Source organism: Oryzihumus sp. JJN4-3R (genome assembly GCF_057747915.1).
Genome location: NZ_CM173229.1, coordinates 3,008,962 through 3,028,333 on the forward strand (window position 1 = coordinate 3,008,962; position 19,372 = coordinate 3,028,333).

The window sequence follows — 19,372 nt, forward strand, 5'->3', positions numbered from 1 at the left end:
TGCCGTGGGGACCGGGCGTGCGCGCCGCCGGGTCAGTGGTGTCCTAGTCTCGCAGGGTGTCTCGCGCCAAACTCGTCCGCCGCATCATCGTGTCGCTCGTGGCGGCGCTCCTCGTGGCTGTCCTCGTCGGAGTCGTCGTCGTGGTGGGCCTGGTCCGCCACTCCTTCCCCCAGACCACCGGTCAGGTGTCCATCCCCGGGCTGAGCTCGCGGGTGTCGGTGCTGCGCGACGAGCACGGCGTGCCACAGATCTACGCCGACAGCCCACAGGACCTCTTCCAGGCGCAGGGCTACGTCACCGCGCAGGACCGGTTCTTCGAGATGGACCTGCGCCGGCACGTCACCGCCGGGCGCCTGGCCGAGCTGGTCGGCCCGGCCGGAGTCAAGACCGACAAGGTGATCCGCACGATGGGCTGGCGCCGGGTCGCCGAGCAGGAGCTGCCCAAGCTCTCGGCCAGCACCCGGCAGTACCTCCAGGCCTACGCCGACGGGGTCAACGCCTACATCAACCAGATGGGCACGCCCTCGAAGATGGCCTTCGAGTACGCCGTCCTGAGCCAGAAGGTCGACAACTACCACGTCGAGCCGTGGACCCCGGTGGACTCCCTGGCGTGGCTCAAGGCCATGGCGTGGGACCTGCGCGGTGACTACGACGACGAGCTGACCCGGGCGCGGCTCGCCGGCAGCATGTCGATGTCCCACATCGCCGAGCTCTACCCGGACTACCCGTTCAACACCCACAAGCCGATCCTGTCCGGCCAGGACTGGAGCCCCGCCAGCACCTCCGGCACCGGCTCCACCGACGGCACGGGGACCGGCACGACCGGGACGGGCGGCACCACCGGCGCGGCAGCGGACGGCACCGGCACCTCCTCCGGGGCGAGCGGCACCACCGGCGCGGCGAGCGCCGCCAGCGGCTACCCGGCATACCTCGCGGACAAGGGCGTCAAGCTGGCCTATGACCAGGTGAGCCAGGCCCTCGACAGCGTGCCGGCGATGCTCGGCCGCGGCGACGGCATCGGCTCCAACTCGTGGGTCGTGGGACCGCAGCGCTCCAGCACCGGCAAGCCGCTGCTGGCCAACGACCCGCACCTCGCGCCGGGCATCCCCGGGATCTGGTACCAGACCGGCCTGCACTGCCGGAACGTCAGCTCCTCCTGCCCCTACGACGTCGCCGGCTACTCCTTCTCCGGCCTGCCGGGCGTGGTGATCGGCCACAACCAGAGCATCGCCTGGGGCTTCACCAACCTCGCGCCGGACGTGAGCGACTTCTACCTCGAGAAGGTCAGCGGCGACCAGGTGCTGCGTGACGGCCGCTACGTCCCGCTCAAGACGCGCCAGGAGACGATCAAGGTCGCCGGCGGCAACGACGTCACGATCACGGTCCGCGACACCACCCACGGCCCGCTGATGTCCGACGTGCTGCCAGCCGTCGCCGACGCCGGCCGCAACGCGCCCGTCGACGGCCAGAAGGACCCCAGCACGTATGACGTGTCCCTCGCCTGGACGGGGCTGCTCCCCGGCCGGACCGCCGACGCGCTGTTCGCGATCGACCGGGCGCAGAGCTTCGAGCAGTTCCGCACCGCGGCGAAGAACTTCCAGGTGCCCTCGCAGAACCTCGTCTACGCCGACGTCAACGGCCACATCGGCTACCAGGCGCCGGGCCAGGTCCCCGTCCGCCGGTCGGCGGTCAAGGACGCCCCGCCCGGCTACTGGCCGGCCCCCGGCTGGGACTCCCGCTACGACTGGCACGGCTTCGTGCCGTTCAAGGACATGCCGACGTCCTTCGACCCGCCGGAGGGCTACCTCGTGGCCGCCAACCAGGCGGTGACCGAGAGCCAGTCGCCGTTCCTCACCACCGAGTGGGACTACGGCTTCCGGGCGCAGCGGATCCGCGACCTGCTGAACGCCACGCCCAAGGTGACGCCGGCCCGCATGGCGCAGATCCAGGGCGACACGGTCAACACCTTCGCCCCGCAGCTGGTCAAGCACCTGCTCTCGCTCAAGGTCGACCCGTTCACGGCCGACGCCCAGAACCTGCTAAAGCACTGGAACCACACCACGCCGGTGGGTGAGTCGCCCGACGGGGCGGCCGCGGCCTACTACAACGCGGTGTGGAGCAACCTGCTCGAGCTGACCTTCGACGACGAGCTGCCCAAGGACCTCAAGGCCGACGGCGGCGGCCACTGGATGCAGGTCGTCCAGGGGATGCTCGACAAGCCCCGGGACACCTGGTGGGACAACAAGGGGACCGCGGGCGTCCTCGAGGGCCGCGACGAGATCCTGCGCCAGGCGATGGTGCAGGCCCGTCTCGAGCTGACCAAGCAGCTGGGCAAGGACCCGGTGACGTGGCAGTGGGGCCGGCTGCACCGCCTCGAGCTGAAGCATCAGGTCCTCGGCGGCGACGGGGTCCCCGGCTACGTGCAGATGCTGTTCAACCGTGGGCCGATCGACATGCCCGGCGGGTCCTCGATCGTCGACGCCAACGGCTGGAACGCCGGCGAGGGCTACAACGTGGACTGGGCGCCGTCGATGCGGATGGTCGTCGACCTCGGCAACCTCGACGGCTCACGCTGGGTGAACCAGACCGGTGCCTCGGGTCACGCCTTCAGCGACCACTACGCCGACCAGGTCGACGCGTGGTCGCGCAACGAGACCTTCGCCTGGCCGTTCAGCGACAAGGCCGTCCGGGCGGCGACCGAGGACGAGCTCACGCTGGTGCCCGGCGCCGCCAAGGGCTGAGGACCTACCCCTCCAGCCGCACCGCCACGAGCCCCCGACCCGGGGTGACCACCGCGTCCACCCCGGCGTCGTGGGGCTCGTGCGGCAGGGGGCCCTCGACATACTCCTCGTCGTTGACGACCGCGACGACCCGGGCGGTGGGGGAGCGGCGGGCCAGGGCCCGGTCGTAGCTGCCGCCGCCCTGGCCGAGGCGGACCCCGCCGTGGTCGACGGCGAGGGCGGGCGCGACGACCACATCGACGGCCGCGATCGCCCCGCGGCCCAGGGGAGCGGTGACGCCGGCCCCGCTCCCGGCGGCCCTCCAGTCGAGGTCGTTGTCGGGCAGCAGCACGGGCACGAGCACCTGTATGCCGCGTGCCACCAGGGCGTCGATGAGCACGTCGGTGGGGGGCTCGGTGGGCAGGGCCTCGTAGGCCGCCACGGAGGTGACGTCGGCCGGCAGGGCTGCGAGGATGGCGGAGGCGATGGCCTCGCCGTCGGCCAGGCGGTCACGCTCGGTAACCTTCGCGCGACGACTCGCGCGGATCTCCCGTCGCAGTGACGTTTTGGCCGTTGTCGGGCTCGTGGTGCTCATGTAGGGATTGTCCTGTAACCGCTTGGTCAAGACCCCCGCAGCCGTGGTCGGCGACGTGCCACGATGGCGGGTCCGCCCGCGAAAGAAGGTGCCGTGTCCGTCCGTAACCGGCTCGCCGTGATCCTGGGCTCGGTGCTGCTGCCGCTGCTGCTCGGCACCGGCGTCGTGGTGGCCGTGGTGGTCCCGGCCCACGACAAGCTCCAGGCCCAGTCGAGCCTGAAGGTGGTGGCGGAAGCGGTCTCGGCCCTGCAGGCCGAGACCTGCGTGGACCTGGTGGCTTCGGCCCGGCTGGTCGGCAACGACATCAAGAATGGCGAGACCCCCGTCGAGGCCCTGCGCCAGCACCTGCGCCAGGCCGTCCGCTTCGCCGCGGTCTCCCGCAACGGCATCGTGCTGGCCCGGGCCGGGACCGCGCCGCCCGGCGTGGCGGAGGCCAAGCCAGTGCCCCACCTGTGCTCCAGCCCCGGCGAATCCGCGGGCACGCCCACGGTCGTGTCGACCAGCCTGCACGGCGCGTCCGCCGCCCCGGTGCTCTCGACCGTGCCGGGCCCGGCACTGATCACCTACTCGGCGGCGACCAAGACGGCGCAGGGGCCGGTGCTCGTCGTGGTCGCGACGCCCCTGGACGGCCGGCAGCTCGAGGCCTGGCGGGCTGCCGTCGGAGCCCCCAACGACGTCCGCCTGGCGGCCGCCTGCCCTGACGGCGGGGTGACCGCCACCGGCGTCGGGACCACGGCCCGGCCGCTCGCTGCCGCCGCCGCGCGGATGCGGCTGGGCAAGCCGGCCGCCATCAGCGGGATGCACATCGTCCGCGCGTCGACCGGCACGGGACGTCCCTGCGTGGTCGTCGCCGCGATGAAGGCGCCGAGCCGCCTCGCCACCTCGGCCCTCACGTGGGGTCTGCTCACCCTCGCGCTGGCCGTCGGTGCGGTGCTGGTGTGGTGGCTGGCCCGACAGCTCACCCAGCCGGTCCTCGCCCTGACCGTGGCTGCCGAGCGGGCCGCCCGCGGCGACCTGGCGGTGCGGCTGCCGGTCAACGGCAAGGACGAGGTGGCCCGGCTGGCCAGCAGCTTCAACCACATGGCCGGCCAGCTGGACCTGCGGATGACCGAGATCCAGGACAGCCGGGACCGCCTGCGCCAGAACGTCCAGCGCCTCGGCGACGCCCTCCAGCGCACGCACGACCTCGACGGCCTGCTCTCGGCCGTCTGCGGCATCAGCGCAACGGCGACCGACAGCCAGCGCGTGACTGCCTGGCTGGTCGAGGGCAACAGCCTCGTGGCCCGGGTCGTCTGGCCGGGAGGGGCCGCGCGGACCGGGGTGCGCCGGGTGCCGGTCGGCGACAACCTCCCGGGCCAGGTCGTGGCCGACGGGGTGGTCCGCCGGCTCGTGGCCGGGTCGCGCGAGGACGTCACCCTGCGTGACGGACCGGCCATGGCCGCCCCGCTGCACCGCGGCGAGATGATGCTGGGGGCGCTGGTCGTGGAGCGCACCGGCGACGGGCAGTCCTACACCGTCGAGGACCAGGCGATGCTGACCTCGATCACGGGGCCGGCCGGCATCGCCATCGACAACGCGATGCTGCACCGCAAGGCGCAGCGCATGTCGGTGATCGACCCGCTCACCGGCGTCGGCAACCTGCGCATGCTCACCACCACGCTGGCGCGCGAGGTGGACCGGGCCCAGCACTTCGGCCGCAGCGTGTCCCTGCTGCTGCTGGACATCGACCACTTCAAGGACCTCAACGACAGCCACGGCCACGGCGCCGGCGACGCGATCCTGCACGGCATGGCCCAGCGGGTCGCGGCCAACATCCGCTCGGTCGACACCGTCGCCCGCTACGGCGGGGAGGAGTTCGCGGTCGTGTGCCCCGAGCTCGGCCCGGAGGAGGCCCTCGAGCTCGCGGCCCACCTGCACCAGGCGATTCGCGGCTCGGGCTTCTCGATCGAGGACGGCGTGGTCGACGTGCGCGTCAGCATGGGCGTGGCCTCGTGGCCCCAGCAGGCGACCACCTCGACCGAGCTCATGCGGGCGGCGGACGCCGCGCTGTCCCAGGCCAAGCGGCGCGGAAGGGACCGAGTGACCGCGGCCGTCGCCCAGCACCGATAACCTCACGGCATGACAGCGTCCACCTCCCGCAACGGATCGTCCCCCGTGCTCAAGGCGGTGATCCCGGCTGCCGGCCTCGGCACCCGGTTCCTGCCCGCCACCAAGGCGACGCCCAAGGAGATGCTCCCCGTCGTCGACAAGCCCGCCATCCAGTACGTCGTGGAGGAGGCGACCCGCGCCGGCCTCAAGGACGTGCTCATGGTCACCGGGCGCAACAAGGCCGCCCTGGAGGACCACTTCGACCGCCACTGGGAGCTCGAGCAGGCGCTGGAGGCCAAGGGCGACCAGCTCCGCCTGGCGCGGGTGCGCAAGTCCACCAGCCTCGCCAACGTCCACTACGTGCGCCAGGGCGAGCCCAAGGGCCTGGGCCACGCGGTGCTCTGCGCGGCCGACCACGTCGGCAACAACCCGTTCGCCGTGCTGCTCGGCGACGACCTGATCGACGCCCGCGACCGGCTGCTCGAGCAGATGATCGCGGTGCAGCAGGAGCGCGGCGGCAGCGTCGTCGCCCTGATGGAGGTGCCCGCGGACTCGGTCCACCTCTACGGCTGCGCGGCCGTCGAGCGCGACGGCGACAGTGACGTCGTGCGCATCACCGGCCTGGTCGAGAAGCCCGACCCCTCCGACGCGCCGTCCAACCTCGCGGTCATCGGCCGCTACGTGCTCGACCCGTCGATCTTCGAGGTCCTGGCCAAGACGCCGCCCGGGCGCGGCAACGAGATCCAGCTCACCGACGCGCTCCAGGAGCGGGCGGCCTCGACCGAGCTCGGCGGCGGGGTCCACGGCGTGATCTTCCGCGGCCGCCGCTACGACACCGGCGACCGCCTCGACTACCTCAAGGCGGTCGTGCGCCTGGCCGTCGAGCACCGCGAGCTCGGGACGGACTTCGGCGCGTGGCTGCAGGAGTTCGTGGCCGGCCGCGAGGACGTGGCGCAGGACTCCCCGGTCGCGTGATCAGCGTCGAGCAGCACCTTGGCCGGATCCTCGACACGGTCCGGCGGCTGCCTCCCATCGAGCTGGGCCTGATGGACGCGCTCGGGTGCGTGCTCGCCGAGGACGTCCGCAGCGCGGCCGACCTGCCCGGGTTCACCAACTCCGCCATGGACGGGTATGCCGTGCATGCGGCGGACGTCGCCGCCGCCACCCCGGCGGCGCCGGTGCGCCTGCCCGTCGTCAACGACATCGCGGCGGGCAACACCAAGGCGCTCAGCCTGGCGCCGGGGCAGTCGATGCGGATCATGACCGGCGCGCCGTTGCCGCACGGGGCCGACGCCGTCGTCCCGGTCGAGCGGACCGACGCCGGGCTCGCCACCGTCGCGATCGAGTCCGCGGTGGAGGTCGGCCAGCACGTGCGCCCCGTCGGGGACGACGTGCACGAGGGGGACATGGTGCTGCGCGCCGGCGGGCGGCTCGGCTCGCGCCAGCTGGCCCTGCTCGCCGCCGCCGGCCGGTCGGCCGTGCGGGTGGTGCCCAAGCCCCGGGTCGTGGTGGTCTCGACCGGTGACGAGCTGGTCGAGGTCGGCCAGAAGGCGGGCTTCGGCCAGGTGGTCGACAGCAACGGGCTCATGCTGACGGCGGCGGTGCGGGCCTTGGGGGCTGTGCCCTTCCGGGTCGGCCCGGTGGTCGACGACGCCACCGAGCTGATGGCGACGCTGGAGGACCAGCTCGTGCGCGCCGACGCGGTCATCACCACCGGCGGCGTCAGCGCGGGGGCCTACGACACCGTCAAGGAGGTGCTGTCCCGGGTCGAGACGGTGCAGTTCGACAAGGTGTCGATGCAGCCCGGCATGCCCCAGGGCTTCGGTGTCCTCGGCGAGGAGGAGACCCCGGTGTTCACGCTGCCCGGCAACCCGGTCAGCGCCATGGTCTCCTTCGAGGTGTTCGTCGCGCCCGCGCTGCGGGCGATGGCGGGGCGCCCCGAGCACGAGACGTCGCTGGTCCCCGCGGTCGTCGAGGGCGGCTGGTCCGCCCCGGCGGGCAAGACCCAGTTCGCCCGCGCCGTCCTGCGGCCCAGCCGGGCCACCGGCAGCAACGGCCAGGACTGCGACTTCGTGGTGTCCCTCGTGGGCTCGCAGGGCTCGCACGTGCTCGGCGGGCTGGCCGCGGCCAACTGCCTGGCCGTCATACCGGCCTCGGTGACCGAGGTGAGCGAAGGCGACGTGGTCCGCTGCCACCCACTCGGCGCCATCATGGAGGCGTGATGGAGGAGCGGCCGCTGACCCACGTCCGCGCGGACGGCACGGCCCACATGGTCGACGTCAGCGCGAAGCCGGTCACGGCGCGCCGGGCACGGGCGGCCGGCCGGGTGCTGCTCTCGCCGGCGGCGGTCGCCGCCCTGCGTGGCGGCACCGTGCCCAAGGGGGACGCCCTGGCCGTCGCGCGGATCGCGGGCATCCAGGCCGCCAAGCGCACCCCCGAGCTCATCCCGCTGGCGCACCCCGTGGGGGTCCACGGCGTCGAGGTGGACCTCGTGGTGGTGGACGACGGGGTCGACATCACCGCGGCGGTGCGCACCGCCGACCGGACCGGCATCGAGATGGAGGCGCTCACCTGCGTGAGCGTGGCTGCGCTGGCCCTCATCGACATGGTCAAGGCGGTCGACAAGCACGCCCGGATCACCGACGTGCGGGTGACCGCCAAGTCGGGCGGGCGTTCGGGGGACTGGAGCGAGGCATGAACAGCGCCGTCGTCATCACCTGCTCGACGCGGGCGGCCGGTGGTGTCTACCCCGACCGGTCCGGGCCGGTCATCGTCGAGGCGCTGCGGGGCTGGGGGCTGGAGGTCGGCGAGCCGATCGTCGTCGCCGACGGTCCGGACGTCGAGGAGGCGCTGCGTGCGGCCGTGGCCGCCGGACCGGACCTCGTGCTCACCACCGGCGGCACCGGGCTGACCCCCACCGACGGCACTCCCGAGGCGACCGGTCGGGTCGTGGACCGGATGGTGCCCGGCATCGCCGAGGCGATCCGGGCGGCCGGCGTCGCCGCCGGGGTCCCCACGGCGATGCTCTCCCGCGGGGTGGCCGGTCTCGCCGGCCCGACCCTGGTCGTCAACCTGCCGGGCTCCACCGGTGGGGTGCGCGACGGCCTGGCGGTGCTCGAACCCGTGGTGGCCCACGCCATCTCGCAGGTGCGAGGCGGCGACCACCGATGACCCTGCCGTGGCCCGTGAACCTGTCGGCCACACTGCCCGGCGGGTCCACGGTCGAGCTCGGGCCGCTGCGGCTGCGCCAGCGCAAGGAGTGGGAGGCGCTGCGCCGCGACAACGCCGAGTGGCTGCACGAGTGGGAGGCCACCGCGCCGGAGCCGGTGAGCGGCCGGGTGGGCTACCGGCAGATGGTGCGCTACTTCAACCGCGAGGCGGTCGACGGCCGGATGCTGCCGTTCGCGATCTCCCTCGACGGCCGGCTGGTCGGGCAGATGCACCTCTTCGGGGTGACCTGGGGCTCGATGCGTTCGGGGGCCGCCGGCTACTGGGTGGCCAGATCCGTTGCGGGACAAGGGATCGCGCCGCTGTCACTGGCGCTGCTGACCGACTACGCGCTCGGCGCGGTGGGCCTGCACCGGGTCGAGGTCAACATCCGACCGGACAACGCTGCCAGCCTGAAGGTGGTGACCAAGCTCGGCTTCCGCGACGAGGGGCTGCGGCAGCGCTACCTGCACATCAACGGCGCGTGGCGGGACCACCGGACCTTCGCGCTGACGACCGAGGACCTCGTCGGCGAGCGGCTCATCGACCGGTGGAACCACCTGCACCACGCGCCACATTGGCGACACACCGACGCGGGTCCACGACCCTAGCCCCGGCGACCCATAGCGTCTGGTCCGTGCAACCCAGCAGCCTGATCTTCCTCGTCATCATCGCGATCTGGGCTGCCTATCTCCTCCAGCACTGGGTGCGTCGTCGGGAGCACCTGGCGACCGCCCGCTCGGTCGACCGGTACTCCGACGCCATGCGCGTGCTCGAGCGCCGGGGCCCCCTCGCGGAGGCCACCGCCGGCGCCGCGCCCCGCTCGTACGCCGTGAGCCCGACCCGCCCCTCGCGTCCCGAAGGACAGGTGCACCGCGCTGCGGCCGTGACCGAGCAGCCCCGCCCGGCACGCCCCGAGGCATCCGACGTGGAGAGCCGTCCCGAGACCTTCCGCCCGGCGGCCGCCCACCACGAGGCCGGCCCCGCGCCCCGCCGGCACCACGTGGCCGGGGTGCCGGCCCGTCGCCTGCGCGGCCTGTCCTTCCTGGGTTCCCTCGTCCTGCTGCTCGTGACCCTGCCGCTGGGCGGCTTCGGTGTCCTCGGCTGGTGGAGCAGCCTGGCCGCCCTCGGCCTGCTGCTCGCCGACCTGGCCTGGCTGCGCCGCGCGGCCCAGGTCGAGCGCGCGGCCCGCCGCGCCGCCTGGTTGCGCGCCCGTGAGGCGGTTGCCGCCGGCGCCGAGCCGCGCCGTGCGGCCCCGTCGCAGCCGGCCGCCCTGTCGGCACGGTCCGTGGCCCACCCCGAGGTGTCCGCGCCCCCGGCGTCCGGGACCCCCCGGTCCACCGAGGTGGCCGCTGCGGGTGCGTCCGCGACCGCCGCCTCGTCCTCGAGTCTCGCCGACGCGGAGGCCGAGCCGGCCACGATCGTCGACCCGGACGCCTGGCAGCCGGTGCCCGTGCCCAAGCCGACCTACACGATGAAGGCCCGGGCCGTGGTGCCCGCGCAGCCGGCCCCCGTCCCGGCGCCGGCCGTGGCCTCCACCTTCGGTGCCGTCGTCGCCGAGGGCGAGCTCGACGGCCTGCTCGACCGCCGCGCCGCCGCCGGCGCCTGAGCCGGCCACCCGGCATACCGGGCTGCTGCCTAGGGTGGGGGCATGGCTGACATGACCTACCGTCCCCTCGGCACCTCCGGCCTGATGGTCAGCACGGTCGGGATCGGCTGCAACGCGTTCAGCCGGCGTGCCGACGCGGAGGCGACCGTCGCGATCGTCGACGCGGCGATCGAGGAGGGCATCACCCTGTTCGACACCGCGGACATCTACGGCATCGAGCCGGGGGCGAGCGAGACGCTGCTGGGCCGGGCGCTCGGCTCGCGGCGGGACGATGTCGTGGTGGCCACGAAGTTCGGCATGGACATGCAGGGCAAGAACGGCCCGGACTTCGGCGTGCGCGGCTCGCGGCGCTACGTGCGCAAGGCCGTGGAGGCGAGCCTGCGCCGGCTCGGTACGGACTGGATCGACCTCTACCAGCTGCACCAGCCCGACCCGGTGACTCCGATCGAGGAGACCCTGGCGGCGCTGCACGAGCTCGTGCTGGAGGGCAAGGTCCGCTACGTCGGGTGCTCCAACTTCGCTGGGTGGGAGCTCGTCGACGCCGACTGGACGGCGCGGGCCGGCGGCTACGAGCGGTTCATCTCGGCGCAGAACCGCTACTCGCTGCTGGACCGCTCGGTCGAGGCCGAGCTGGTGCCGGCCTGCGAGCAGCTCGGCGTGGGGATCCTGCCGTACTTCCCGCTGGAGTACGGCCTGCTGACCGGCAAGTACAAGCGCGGCGAGGCGGCGCCGTCGGGCTCACGCCTGGCGGTCGAGCAGGCGCGGTTCGACGGGGCCGACTGGGACCGGATCGAGGCGCTGGAGGCCTTCGCGGCGGAGCGCGGCCTGACGATGCTCCAGGTGGCCATGGGTGGCCTCGCGGCGCAGCCGGCGGTCACCTCCGTCATCGCCGGGGTGACCCGCCCGGACCAGGTGCGCTCCAACGCGCAGGCCGGGCTCTGGGAGCCGGACGTGGAGGACCTGGCGGCGCTGGAGTCCTTGGGCTGAGCCGGGTTTCAGCGCAGCGCGCCGGTGGTGTTATCGTGTGGCGCGCACCATGGGGCTGTGGCGCAGCTGGTAGCGCACCTCGTTCGCAACGAGGGGGTCAGGGGTTCGAGTCCCCTCAGCTCCACCCATGGACAAAGGCCCTCTCCCGGATCCCGGGAGAGGGCCTTTGTCGTCTCGTGCGGCAGTGCCGCAGACGGAGGATCGGTCAGCCTGCGCTGGCTGGAGCCGATGGGCTCTGCGCCATGGCGGCTGCGTGCGGCCGTGGTGTCGCCCAGCGCGACAGCCGGGCCGCGGTGACCCAGGCGACGACGACGGCCACGATCACGACGGAGACCAGGTTCACGGCGTCGGCCTGCAGGAACACCAGCGTGAGCAGCACCGAGGTCAGCGGCAGCCCTCCCAGCATGACCACGGTCATCGCCCCGATGCCCATGCCGACGGCGTCGATCATCGGCAGGCCCGGCAGGTGGGACAAGGCGATGCCCGCGGCGGCGCCGATGAACATGGCGGGGAAGGTCGGCCCACCCCGGAAGCTGCTCAACGAAGCGCTGTAGGCCAGGCCCTTGCAGAGGATGAGCAGCACGAGGGCACCGACCGACCAGCTGCCGGCCCCCTGGATCAGGGGCGCCAGCGACGCCTGACCGGAGAAGAGCACCTGGGAGGAGCTCTGGCCGGTGACCTGGGCGAAGAGGACGGCCAGCCCGCCGATGGCCAGTCCGACCAGCGGGGTGAGCAGGACCCGGCGACGCTCGACGACCGGCTGCAGCTGGAGCGCCAGCCGGCGGATGGCGGTGCCCAGCACGGCCGCGCCCAGGCCGATCCCGATCGCCCACCCGAACTCCGCCCCGGTGGGGGTGGTGGCGGGTGGCAGGTGCGGCACGGCGAGGGAGAAGATCCCGAACCCGGTCAAGGAGTCCAGCCCCACGAACACCAGCGCGCCAAGCCCGGCGGCCAGGAGACCCGGGGCCAGCACGACGCTCGCCATCCCCCCGCCGATGCCGGCCACCTCCAGCAGCATGAACGCTCCCACCAGCGGCGAGATCAGCAGGGTCGAGATGGCCGCGAAGCTTCCCGCCGCGCCGATCACCAGGACGGCCTTCTCCGGCGCGTCGCGCTTCACCAGGTGCACGACCAGGACGGCGACGCCGGTACCGATGAGGATCAGCGGTCCCTCGGGGCCGAGCACCGCGCCCAGGACGAGGGTGGCGAGTGCCGCCAGGGCGATGCCGGGCAGGTCCCGTGCAGCGACCGCCCCTCCAGCCTTGAAGCCCTCCGCCGGGTGGTGGCCGCCCGTCCCCGGCAGGTAGCGCAGGGTCAGCGCCACGAGCAGGCCGCAGAGGGTCAGCATCGGCAGCGGCCACCAGGCTGGGGTGCCGCTGAAGCCGAGCTCACCGGGCAGGGTGGTGAAGACGTACTTCTGGCCTGCGGCCACCACCTGCAGGAAGGCGTACGCGATCACGGCCACCGGGATCCCCATCACGGCTCCGAAGACCAGCAGCACCAGGTATCCGCGGCTCCGGACCACCTCCCGAGGGCTGGGCGCGTCCGGTGTTGGTGTGGGCGCTGCTGAAGAGGTGGCCATGTCTCAACCCCTCCAGTGGTGTCGTCGGCGTCCGTGCCGTCCCCATGTCGGCGTGTCCCGTCCCGTGTCCTCGCCGCACCACCGGGTCGCGGGCGGGCGAGCAGGCCAGTGTGCCCAGCAGACCAACGTGGGCGGCCGTCGTCATCACCCGGAAGGGATGAGGGCACTGGTGAGGATGACCAGCTGCTGGGTCGCGCGGGTCATCGCGACGTAGCGGTCGACCGCTCCCTCGATGCCCGGTCCGAACGTCTCGGGGTCGACGAGGACGACCAGGTCGAACTCGAGCCCCTTGGCCAGCTCCGGGGTCAGCGACCGGACCCGGGGCCTGGCCGGGACCGCCGGCCCGGAGGCCGCGGCGCCGATGACGCAGGCGACGCCCTGGGCGTGGGCTGCCAGCCAGGAGTCGAGGACGGCGTCGAGGTCCGAGGTGGAGCCGTGGGTGACCGGGACCCCGCTCTCGCGGATCGAGGTCGGCACGTTGGCGTCCGGGAGCGCCGCACGGATAACCGGCTCGGCCTCGGCCATGACCTCCTCCGGCGTCCGGTAGTTGATGCTCAGGGACGCCAGGTCGACGTGGTCGAGCCCGATCCGCCGCAGGCGCTCCTCCCATGACTCCGTGAAGCCGTGCCGTGCCTGGGCGCGGTCACCGACGATGGTGAGGCTGCGCGAGGGACAGCGCAGCAGCAGCATCTGCCACTCGGCGTCGGTCAGCTCCTGGGCCTCGTCGACGACGACGTGCGCGAACGGGCCCGCGAGCAGGTCGGGGTCCGCGCGGGGCACGGCGTCCACGTCGACGAGGTTCTCCTGCAGGTCCGGGTGACGCAGCATCGACATGACGTGCATCTCGGAGTCGTCGCTCGCGATCAGGTGCTCGATGACCCGGGCCATCTCCGCGCGCCCGGCCGCGATGGCGGCCTCCTGGCGGCGCTGCCGTCGTGAGGCCTCGGGGTCGCCGAGACGCTGCCGGGCCGCGTCCAGGAGCGGGATGTCGGACACCGTCCACGCCTCGGGGTCGGCACGCCGCAGCACCTTCACCTCCTCGGGGGACAGCCACGGCGCGCACAGGCGGAGGTAGGCCGGAACCGTCCACAGGTCCCCGACGAGGTCGGTGGCCTCGAGCACCGGCCACGCCCTGTTGAAGGTGGTGACGAGCTCCCGGTTCTGCTGCATCGACCGGCGCAGCTGGTCGGTCGAGGCGTCCTCGTCCTCGAGCTTGCCGGCGAGGAGGTAGACGAGCTCGCCCCAGATCTCCTCGCGCGCCTCGTTGTGCGGGGTGCCGGGGTCGGGAGCCTCGAACGCCGCAGCCCAGTCCCGGGCGCTGAGCCACACGTCGCCCCAGGGGGTCTCGACGTCCATTCCCTGGGTGGGTGGCTCCTCGTACAGCCGGACTGCCGGATCGATCGCCTCCACCATGGCCGCGGACGACTTCAGTCGCGCCACCTCCGGGTCGGCCTCCACCGCGGCGGCGGCCCCCTCGGGGACGAGGTCCCGCAGCGTGCACGTCTGCACACCCTCCTCCCCGAGGCCGGGGAGGACGTCGGCGACGTAGGCGAGGTAGGGCTGGTGCGGACCGACGAACAGCACGCCGCCGCGGCGGTGCCCCAGGTGTGGGTCGGAGTAGAGGAGGTATGCCGAGCGGTGCAGGGCGACCACGGTCTTGCCGGTGCCCGGGCCGCCGTCGACGACGAGCGCGCCGCGGGCTCCCGCGCGGATGATCGCGTCCTGGTCGGCCTGGATGGTGCCGAGGACGTCGCGCATCCGGGCCGAGCGGTGGCTGCCGAGGGAGGCGATGAAGGCGGACTGGTCGTCCAGCGCGGCGCGCCCGACCAGCCCGTCCGGGGTGAACACCTCGTCCCAGTAGTCGCTGACCCGGCCGCCCGTCCAGCGGTACCGGCGGCGGCTGGCCAGCCCCATCGGGTTCCCGTGGGTCGCGCCGAAGAACGGCTCGGCCGCCGGGGAGCGCCAGTCGACCAGCAGCGTCCGGCCGTCGCCGTCCTTGAGACCGAGCCGGCCGACATACACGGGCTCGGCGTCCTCGGTGCCGACCATGTGCCCCAGGCACAGGTCCAGCCCGAAGCGACGCAGGGCACGCAGGCGAGCGGTCAGCCGGTGGATCTGCATGTCCCGCTCCATCGCGTGCTGACCGGCTCCACCGGGGGCGTGGCGCTCGGCGTCGAGACGGTCGGACAGGTCGGCGATGGAGCGCTCGAGGCTCGCCGCGAGGGCGGCGAAGTGCTGCTCGTCGGCGGCGATCAGGGCCGGGTCGGCCTTGGCGGTGAGGTGGTCGGGAAGGTTGAAGGCGCTGGTGGGCAGGAGGGTCACGCGATCAGCTCCGATCGGGCAGCGCAATGCGCCGTGGGTTCTGGCCTCGGCCGGCGATTCTCAGGCAACACCCGGGCCTTGCCGCAAGCCCCCCACTGCGCTATAGATTGAAAATGGAGAGGGAGGTCCCTCTCCTCTTTCATGTCCAGCCGCGCGGTTGATGCTGGCGAGCGCCTCTCCTTCCCGGGGCTACGGTGAGGGTCCTGACCGCTTCGCCGTTGGAGGCGCAATGAGTGCGAGCACCACGTTCGCGGCCGTGATCCGGCTCAGTGGGAGGACCAGCACCGGGATCCCCGTCCCCGCGGACGTCGTGGAGGCGCTGGGCGCGGGCAAGCGCCCTCCCGTGCGGGTGACGATCGACGACCGCTACACCTACCGCAGCTCCGTGGCGCCGATGGGCGGTGAGTACCTCGTCTCGTTGAGCGCGGAGCACCGCGAGGCCTCCGGGGTGGGGGCCGGGGACAAGGTGGAGGTGCATCTCGAGCTCGACACCGACCCCCGCGAGGTCGCGGTGCCGGCCGACCTGGCCCTCGCCCTGGAGGGTGAGCCGGAGGCGCGAGCGTTCTTCGACGGGCTCTCGTTCAGCCGGCAGCAGTGGTACGTGCTGCCCATCGAGCAGGCGAAGAAGCCCGAGACCCGGCAGCGGCGCGTCGAGAAGGCGGTCGGCCTGCTCAAGGACCGGCACACGCCCTGACGCCGTGACGCGTCCCCGACACCGGGGCGCGCGGGACACCATCCCTGGCGGGCGACGGTCGGGCGACGGTCGGGCGACCGTCGGGGGCCTCGTGGGGGGATCCGCGGGGCCGGCAGCGGTGCGAGACTGGCGCGCGAGGTGGTCCCGATGACTGTGACCCATGGTGTCGACCAGCTGAGCAGACCGGCCGGCGTGACGTCTCCGGGCGGGGGCGTCCCGGGACGCCAGCGGACCCGCCCCGACGGGGTGGTCCACCGCAGCCCCGAGGAGCGCATGGCGAGGGGCAGGGCGGCGCGGGCCGCCGTGCCGAGGTCGGCCCATGGCCGGTGGGCGCCTCCGGCAGAGCGGATGGACCCGGTCGCGCTGCTCGAGGAGCAGGCCACGAGCCGGGTCCCCGAGCTCGTGCCGATCCGGTACGGGCGGATGCTGGTCTCGCCCGGCACGTTCTACCGCGGCGCGGCGCTGCTCATGGCCTCCGACCTGGCGGCAAGCCCCCGCTCCGGCATCACGGTGCAGCTGTGCGGCGATGCGCACCTGTCGAACTTCGGTGTGTTCGCCTCACCGGAGCGGCAGCTGATGTTCGACATCAACGACTTCGACGAGACCCTGCCCGGCCCGTGGGAGTGGGACGTGAAGCGGTTGGGCGCCAGCTTCGAGATCGCCGGCCGGGACCGTGGCTTCGCCCCCGACGACCGCCGCGACATCGTCCTCGCAGCCGTGGAGGAGTACCGGACCACCATGCGCGCCGCCGCGGCGATGGGCACGCTCGACGCCTGGTACGCCCACATGGAGAGCGGGCAGCTCGCCGGGTGGCTGGAGACGCAGGTGAGCCAGAAGCGCCTGGGACGCAAGGAGGCGCAGGAGGCGGCCAAGGACATCGCGAAGGCGCGCACCCGGGACAGCGTGCGGGTGTTCGCCAAGCGGACCCACGACCGCGACGGTGAGCTGCGCATCGCCAGCGACCCGCCGCTCATCGTGCCGCTCGAGGAGCTCGTCATGTCGCGGGAGTCCCGCCGGCAGGCCGAGCGCTCCGTCCAGCGGCTGATCCGTTCCTACCGGCGGACCCTGGCCCACCAGCACCATCCCGTCGAGGAGTTCCAGTACGTCCACATGGCACGCAAGGTGGTCGGCGTCGGCAGCGTCGGGACCCGTTGCTGGATCTTCCTCATGGTCGGCCGGGACGAGCGGGACCCGTTGTTCCTCCAGGCCAAGGAGGCGCAGCCCTCGGTCCTCGAACGCTTCCTCGGCCCGGACGCCCACGGGCACCACGGCCAGCGCGTCGTGGTGGGCCAGCGGCTGATGCAGGCGGCCAGCGACATCTTCCTGGGCTGGCAGCGCGTCACCGACATCGACGGCCAGATCCGGGACTACTACATCCGCCAGTTCCACGACTGGAAGGGCTCGGCCGACGTGGAGACCATGCGCGTGCCGGGCGCCAAGGCCTACGCCCGGCTCTGCGGCGGGACGCTGGCCCGGGCGCACGCCCGTTGGGGCGACCGGATCGCCATCGCGGCCTACCTGGGCCGCGGCGACGCCTTCGACCGGGCGGTCGCGCGCTTCTCCGCCGCCTACGCCGACCAGAACGAGCGGGATTACGAAGCCCTCCTCGCGGCCGTGAGATCGGGCCGGGTCACGGCACAGGCCGGCCTCTAGCCGGCCGGCCCGCTGCACAGACCCGCCTGTATGCCGGGTGGCCGCGGCCCGTGGCCGCCGCGGAGTCGTGGCCGCCGGCGACCTTGCAGGTTGGCCCCGGCATCCGGGGCGCGCGGGCGGGTGGTGCGCGGCGCGATACCGGGGCGGGCAGACAGCCCTGCCCTCTTGACCCCGGTCGGTCCCGAGGCGCACTCTAGAACCTGTTCGTTCTAGAACTAGGTGGTTATTGATGGCGACGGACCGGCTCAGCCTCCTCTTCGGCGCCCTCGCCGACCCGATCAGGCGGGCGATCCTGCTCCGGCTGATGGACGGGCCGGCGACGGTCGCCGAGCTGGCCGAGCCCTTCGACGTCTCCCAGCCGGCGATCTCCAAGCACCTCAAGGTGCTAGAGGGTGCCGGCCTGATCTCGCGCACCCGGCGGGCGACCGCCCGGCTCAGCCACCTGGAGGCGGAGCCGTTGCGCGAGGCGACCACCTGGCTGGCGCGATACCAGAGCTTCTGGGACGAGAGCCACGAGCGGCTCGACGAGCTGCTCGCCGCCTTGCAGGGGGCGCCGGAGGGCGCCCCTGACCGCACCGCGGTCACAGCGAAAGGAGAAGGCGATGGCCAAGACCGAGATCACCGCTGAGCCCGGCGTGCCGCTGATCGAGATCACGCGCGAGTTCGACGCGCCGCGGGACCTGGTGTTCCGGGCCTACACCGACCCCGAGCTGCTCGTGCAGTGGCTCGGGCCCCACCGGCTGACGATGCGCGTGGAGGAGCACGACCTGCGTGACGGTGGACGGTGGCGCTTCGTCCACGTCGACGATGAGGGTCACGAGTTCGGCTTCCACGGGGTCTTCCACGGCAACCCCTCCCCGGACCTGACGATCCGCACGTTCGAGTGGGAGGGCCTGCCCGGCCACGTCTCGCTCGAGACGCTCGTGCTCGAGGAGCAGGACGGCCGCACCATCGCGCGCAACGTCAGTGCCTTCCCGTCCCTCGCGGACCGTGACGGCATGGTCGAGAACGGGATGGAGGTCGGGGTCCGCGAGGGCGACGAGCGCCTCGAGGCGCTGCTGGAGGAGCTGCAGGCCGGTTGAGCCCTGCCCTGCCCCTGCCGGCGACTCAGGCCGGCAGGGGCGTGGCCACCGGCGCGGGTGCTGCGCCCGGGGTCACCGGGACCTCCGTGGTCGCGGGGAATCCCGTGGCAGCCGAGCGCCCCGTGGCGGCCGGGGACGGGCGGGCTGCGGCCAGCAGCTCGCTCGACTGCAGGGTGTTGCCGGGGTCGGCGGCCCGGTCGAGCAGCCACTGGGCCGTGTCGGGCTCGGTCTCCGGCGGGATGGCCAGGAGCGTGATGGTGCGGCCGCTCAGCAGGGTGAGGTTGACCTGCTGGGGCTCCGTCAGCTCGAACCAGCCGACCTTCACCCGGCGCTGTCCCACCGCCACGCGGCGGCCGGTGGGGGCCCATGCCCGGCGGTCGTAGGTCAGGTGGATGACCGTCGTCTGGTGGGCCACGCCGACCGCGGTCACGAGCGGGCCCAGCTCTGCGGTGAGGTCCCTCGACCGCGGCCACCAGCCGCCGTCGAGCGGGCCGCTGTGCGGGGTGTCGGCCAGGGCGAGGCGCACCGGCGGCTGGAGGGCTGACGCGGCGCGGTCGCGAGCGAGGGCACCGGGGTCGATGGTGGCCGGAGCCGTGATGAGTCGGGCGTACTCCGCAGGGGAGATGCCGCGGGTACGTGTGCGTGATGACATGATCGCCGCCAGAGCCGGGCGTCGCCGCCCGAGGAGAGTGCCGCACGGGGGCCGGCTGCGACGTGGCTGTCGGGGCTCGAGGAGGTCCCTGTGCTTCCCAGCGTACGCCGGTCGCGGTCTTTCGCCGGGACCTTGGGGCCTCTGGTCCCGCCCGGGCTGCGCCCGCTCACCGGTGCGTTCG

The 19,372-nt window shown here is 73.2% G+C and carries 16 protein-coding genes, 1 tRNA gene and 1 pseudogene; 14 read left to right on the forward strand and 4 right to left on the reverse strand.

What is annotated here, in order from left to right; all coding sequences use genetic code 11:
- The first annotated feature begins 56 nt into the window (after positions 1-56).
- Positions 57-2,741, forward strand: coding sequence for a penicillin acylase family protein (locus tag AC3ANM_RS14435; protein ID WP_488285111.1), 2,685 nt, complete (start codon positions 57-59; stop codon positions 2,739-2,741).
- Between the two features lie 4 nt (positions 2,742-2,745).
- On the opposite strand, the gene AC3ANM_RS14440 is transcribed toward AC3ANM_RS14435, so the two are convergent.
- Positions 2,746-3,315: a 5-formyltetrahydrofolate cyclo-ligase gene (locus AC3ANM_RS14440; protein WP_488285112.1), complete on the reverse strand. Its 570-nt coding sequence runs from the start codon at positions 3,313-3,315 to the stop codon at positions 2,746-2,748.
- 93 nt (positions 3,316-3,408) lie between these two features.
- Between AC3ANM_RS14440 and AC3ANM_RS14445 the strand changes: the two genes are divergently transcribed.
- From AC3ANM_RS14445 to AC3ANM_RS14485, 9 genes are all read left to right on the forward strand, one after another.
- Complete coding sequence (locus AC3ANM_RS14445) at positions 3,409-5,424, forward strand: sensor domain-containing diguanylate cyclase (RefSeq protein ID WP_488285113.1); 2,016 nt, start codon at positions 3,409-3,411, stop codon at positions 5,422-5,424.
- 9 nt (positions 5,425-5,433) lie between these two features.
- Positions 5,434-6,378, forward strand: a complete 945-nt coding sequence (galU, locus tag AC3ANM_RS14450) for a UTP--glucose-1-phosphate uridylyltransferase GalU (RefSeq protein WP_488285114.1) — start codon at positions 5,434-5,436, stop codon at positions 6,376-6,378.
- A complete protein-coding gene (gene glp, locus AC3ANM_RS14455) occupies positions 6,375-7,625 on the forward strand; it encodes a molybdotransferase-like divisome protein Glp (RefSeq protein WP_488285115.1) in 1,251 nt (416 codons plus the stop codon). The genes galU and glp overlap by 4 nt, the downstream gene beginning before the upstream one ends.
- Positions 7,625-8,101, forward strand: coding sequence for a cyclic pyranopterin monophosphate synthase MoaC (gene moaC / locus AC3ANM_RS14460; RefSeq protein ID WP_488285116.1), 477 nt, complete (start codon positions 7,625-7,627; stop codon positions 8,099-8,101). Before glp ends, moaC begins: the two co-directional genes overlap by 1 nt.
- Positions 8,098-8,574, forward strand: a complete 477-nt coding sequence (locus tag AC3ANM_RS14465) for a MogA/MoaB family molybdenum cofactor biosynthesis protein (RefSeq protein ID WP_488285117.1) — start codon at positions 8,098-8,100, stop codon at positions 8,572-8,574. Before moaC ends, AC3ANM_RS14465 begins: the two co-directional genes overlap by 4 nt.
- Positions 8,571-9,221: a GNAT family N-acetyltransferase gene (locus AC3ANM_RS14470; protein ID WP_488285118.1), complete on the forward strand. Its 651-nt coding sequence runs from the start codon at positions 8,571-8,573 to the stop codon at positions 9,219-9,221. The genes AC3ANM_RS14465 and AC3ANM_RS14470 overlap by 4 nt, the downstream gene beginning before the upstream one ends.
- A 26-nt stretch (positions 9,222-9,247) precedes the next feature.
- Entirely contained in the window at positions 9,248-10,219 is a 972-nt protein-coding gene (locus AC3ANM_RS14475) for a hypothetical protein (RefSeq protein WP_488285119.1), read from the forward strand.
- Between the two features lie 51 nt (positions 10,220-10,270).
- A complete protein-coding gene (locus AC3ANM_RS14480) occupies positions 10,271-11,206 on the forward strand; it encodes an aldo/keto reductase (protein ID WP_488287958.1) in 936 nt (311 codons plus the stop codon).
- A 51-nt stretch (positions 11,207-11,257) separates the two neighbouring features.
- Positions 11,258-11,330: transfer RNA gene (locus AC3ANM_RS14485), tRNA-Ala, on the forward strand.
- An 81-nt stretch (positions 11,331-11,411) separates the two neighbouring features.
- Here the strand turns inward: AC3ANM_RS14485 and AC3ANM_RS14490 are convergent.
- A pseudogene (locus AC3ANM_RS14490) lies at positions 11,412-12,479 on the reverse strand (chloride channel protein); the annotation flags it as partial.
- 453 nt (positions 12,480-12,932) lie between these two features.
- Positions 12,933-15,110 carry an RNA polymerase recycling motor ATPase HelR gene (gene helR, locus AC3ANM_RS14495; RefSeq protein ID WP_488285120.1) on the reverse strand — a complete coding sequence of 726 codons (2,178 nt, stop codon included), beginning with the start codon at positions 15,108-15,110 and terminating at the stop codon, positions 12,933-12,935.
- A 229-nt stretch (positions 15,111-15,339) separates the two neighbouring features.
- Here helR and AC3ANM_RS14500 point away from each other — a divergent pair, with 229 nt between their 5' ends.
- From AC3ANM_RS14500 to AC3ANM_RS14515, 4 genes are all read left to right on the forward strand, one after another.
- On the forward strand, positions 15,340-15,804 hold the full coding sequence (locus AC3ANM_RS14500; protein WP_488285121.1) for a YdeI/OmpD-associated family protein: 465 nt from the start codon (positions 15,340-15,342) through the stop codon (positions 15,802-15,804).
- Between the two features lie 348 nt (positions 15,805-16,152).
- A complete protein-coding gene (locus AC3ANM_RS14505; protein WP_488285122.1) occupies positions 16,153-17,457 on the forward strand; it encodes a DUF2252 domain-containing protein in 1,305 nt (434 codons plus the stop codon).
- Positions 17,458-17,686: 229 nt separating this feature from the next.
- A complete protein-coding gene (locus AC3ANM_RS14510; protein WP_488285123.1) occupies positions 17,687-18,085 on the forward strand; it encodes an ArsR/SmtB family transcription factor in 399 nt (132 codons plus the stop codon).
- Positions 18,060-18,539 carry an SRPBCC family protein gene (locus AC3ANM_RS14515; protein WP_488285124.1) on the forward strand — a complete coding sequence of 160 codons (480 nt, stop codon included), beginning with the start codon at positions 18,060-18,062 and terminating at the stop codon, positions 18,537-18,539. Before AC3ANM_RS14510 ends, AC3ANM_RS14515 begins: the two co-directional genes overlap by 26 nt.
- 25 nt (positions 18,540-18,564) lie before the next feature.
- On the opposite strand, the gene AC3ANM_RS14520 is transcribed toward AC3ANM_RS14515, so the two are convergent.
- On the reverse strand, positions 18,565-19,191 hold the full coding sequence (locus tag AC3ANM_RS14520; protein WP_488285125.1) for a DUF5994 family protein: 627 nt from the start codon (positions 19,189-19,191) through the stop codon (positions 18,565-18,567).
- Between the last annotated feature and the right edge of the window lie 181 nt (positions 19,192-19,372).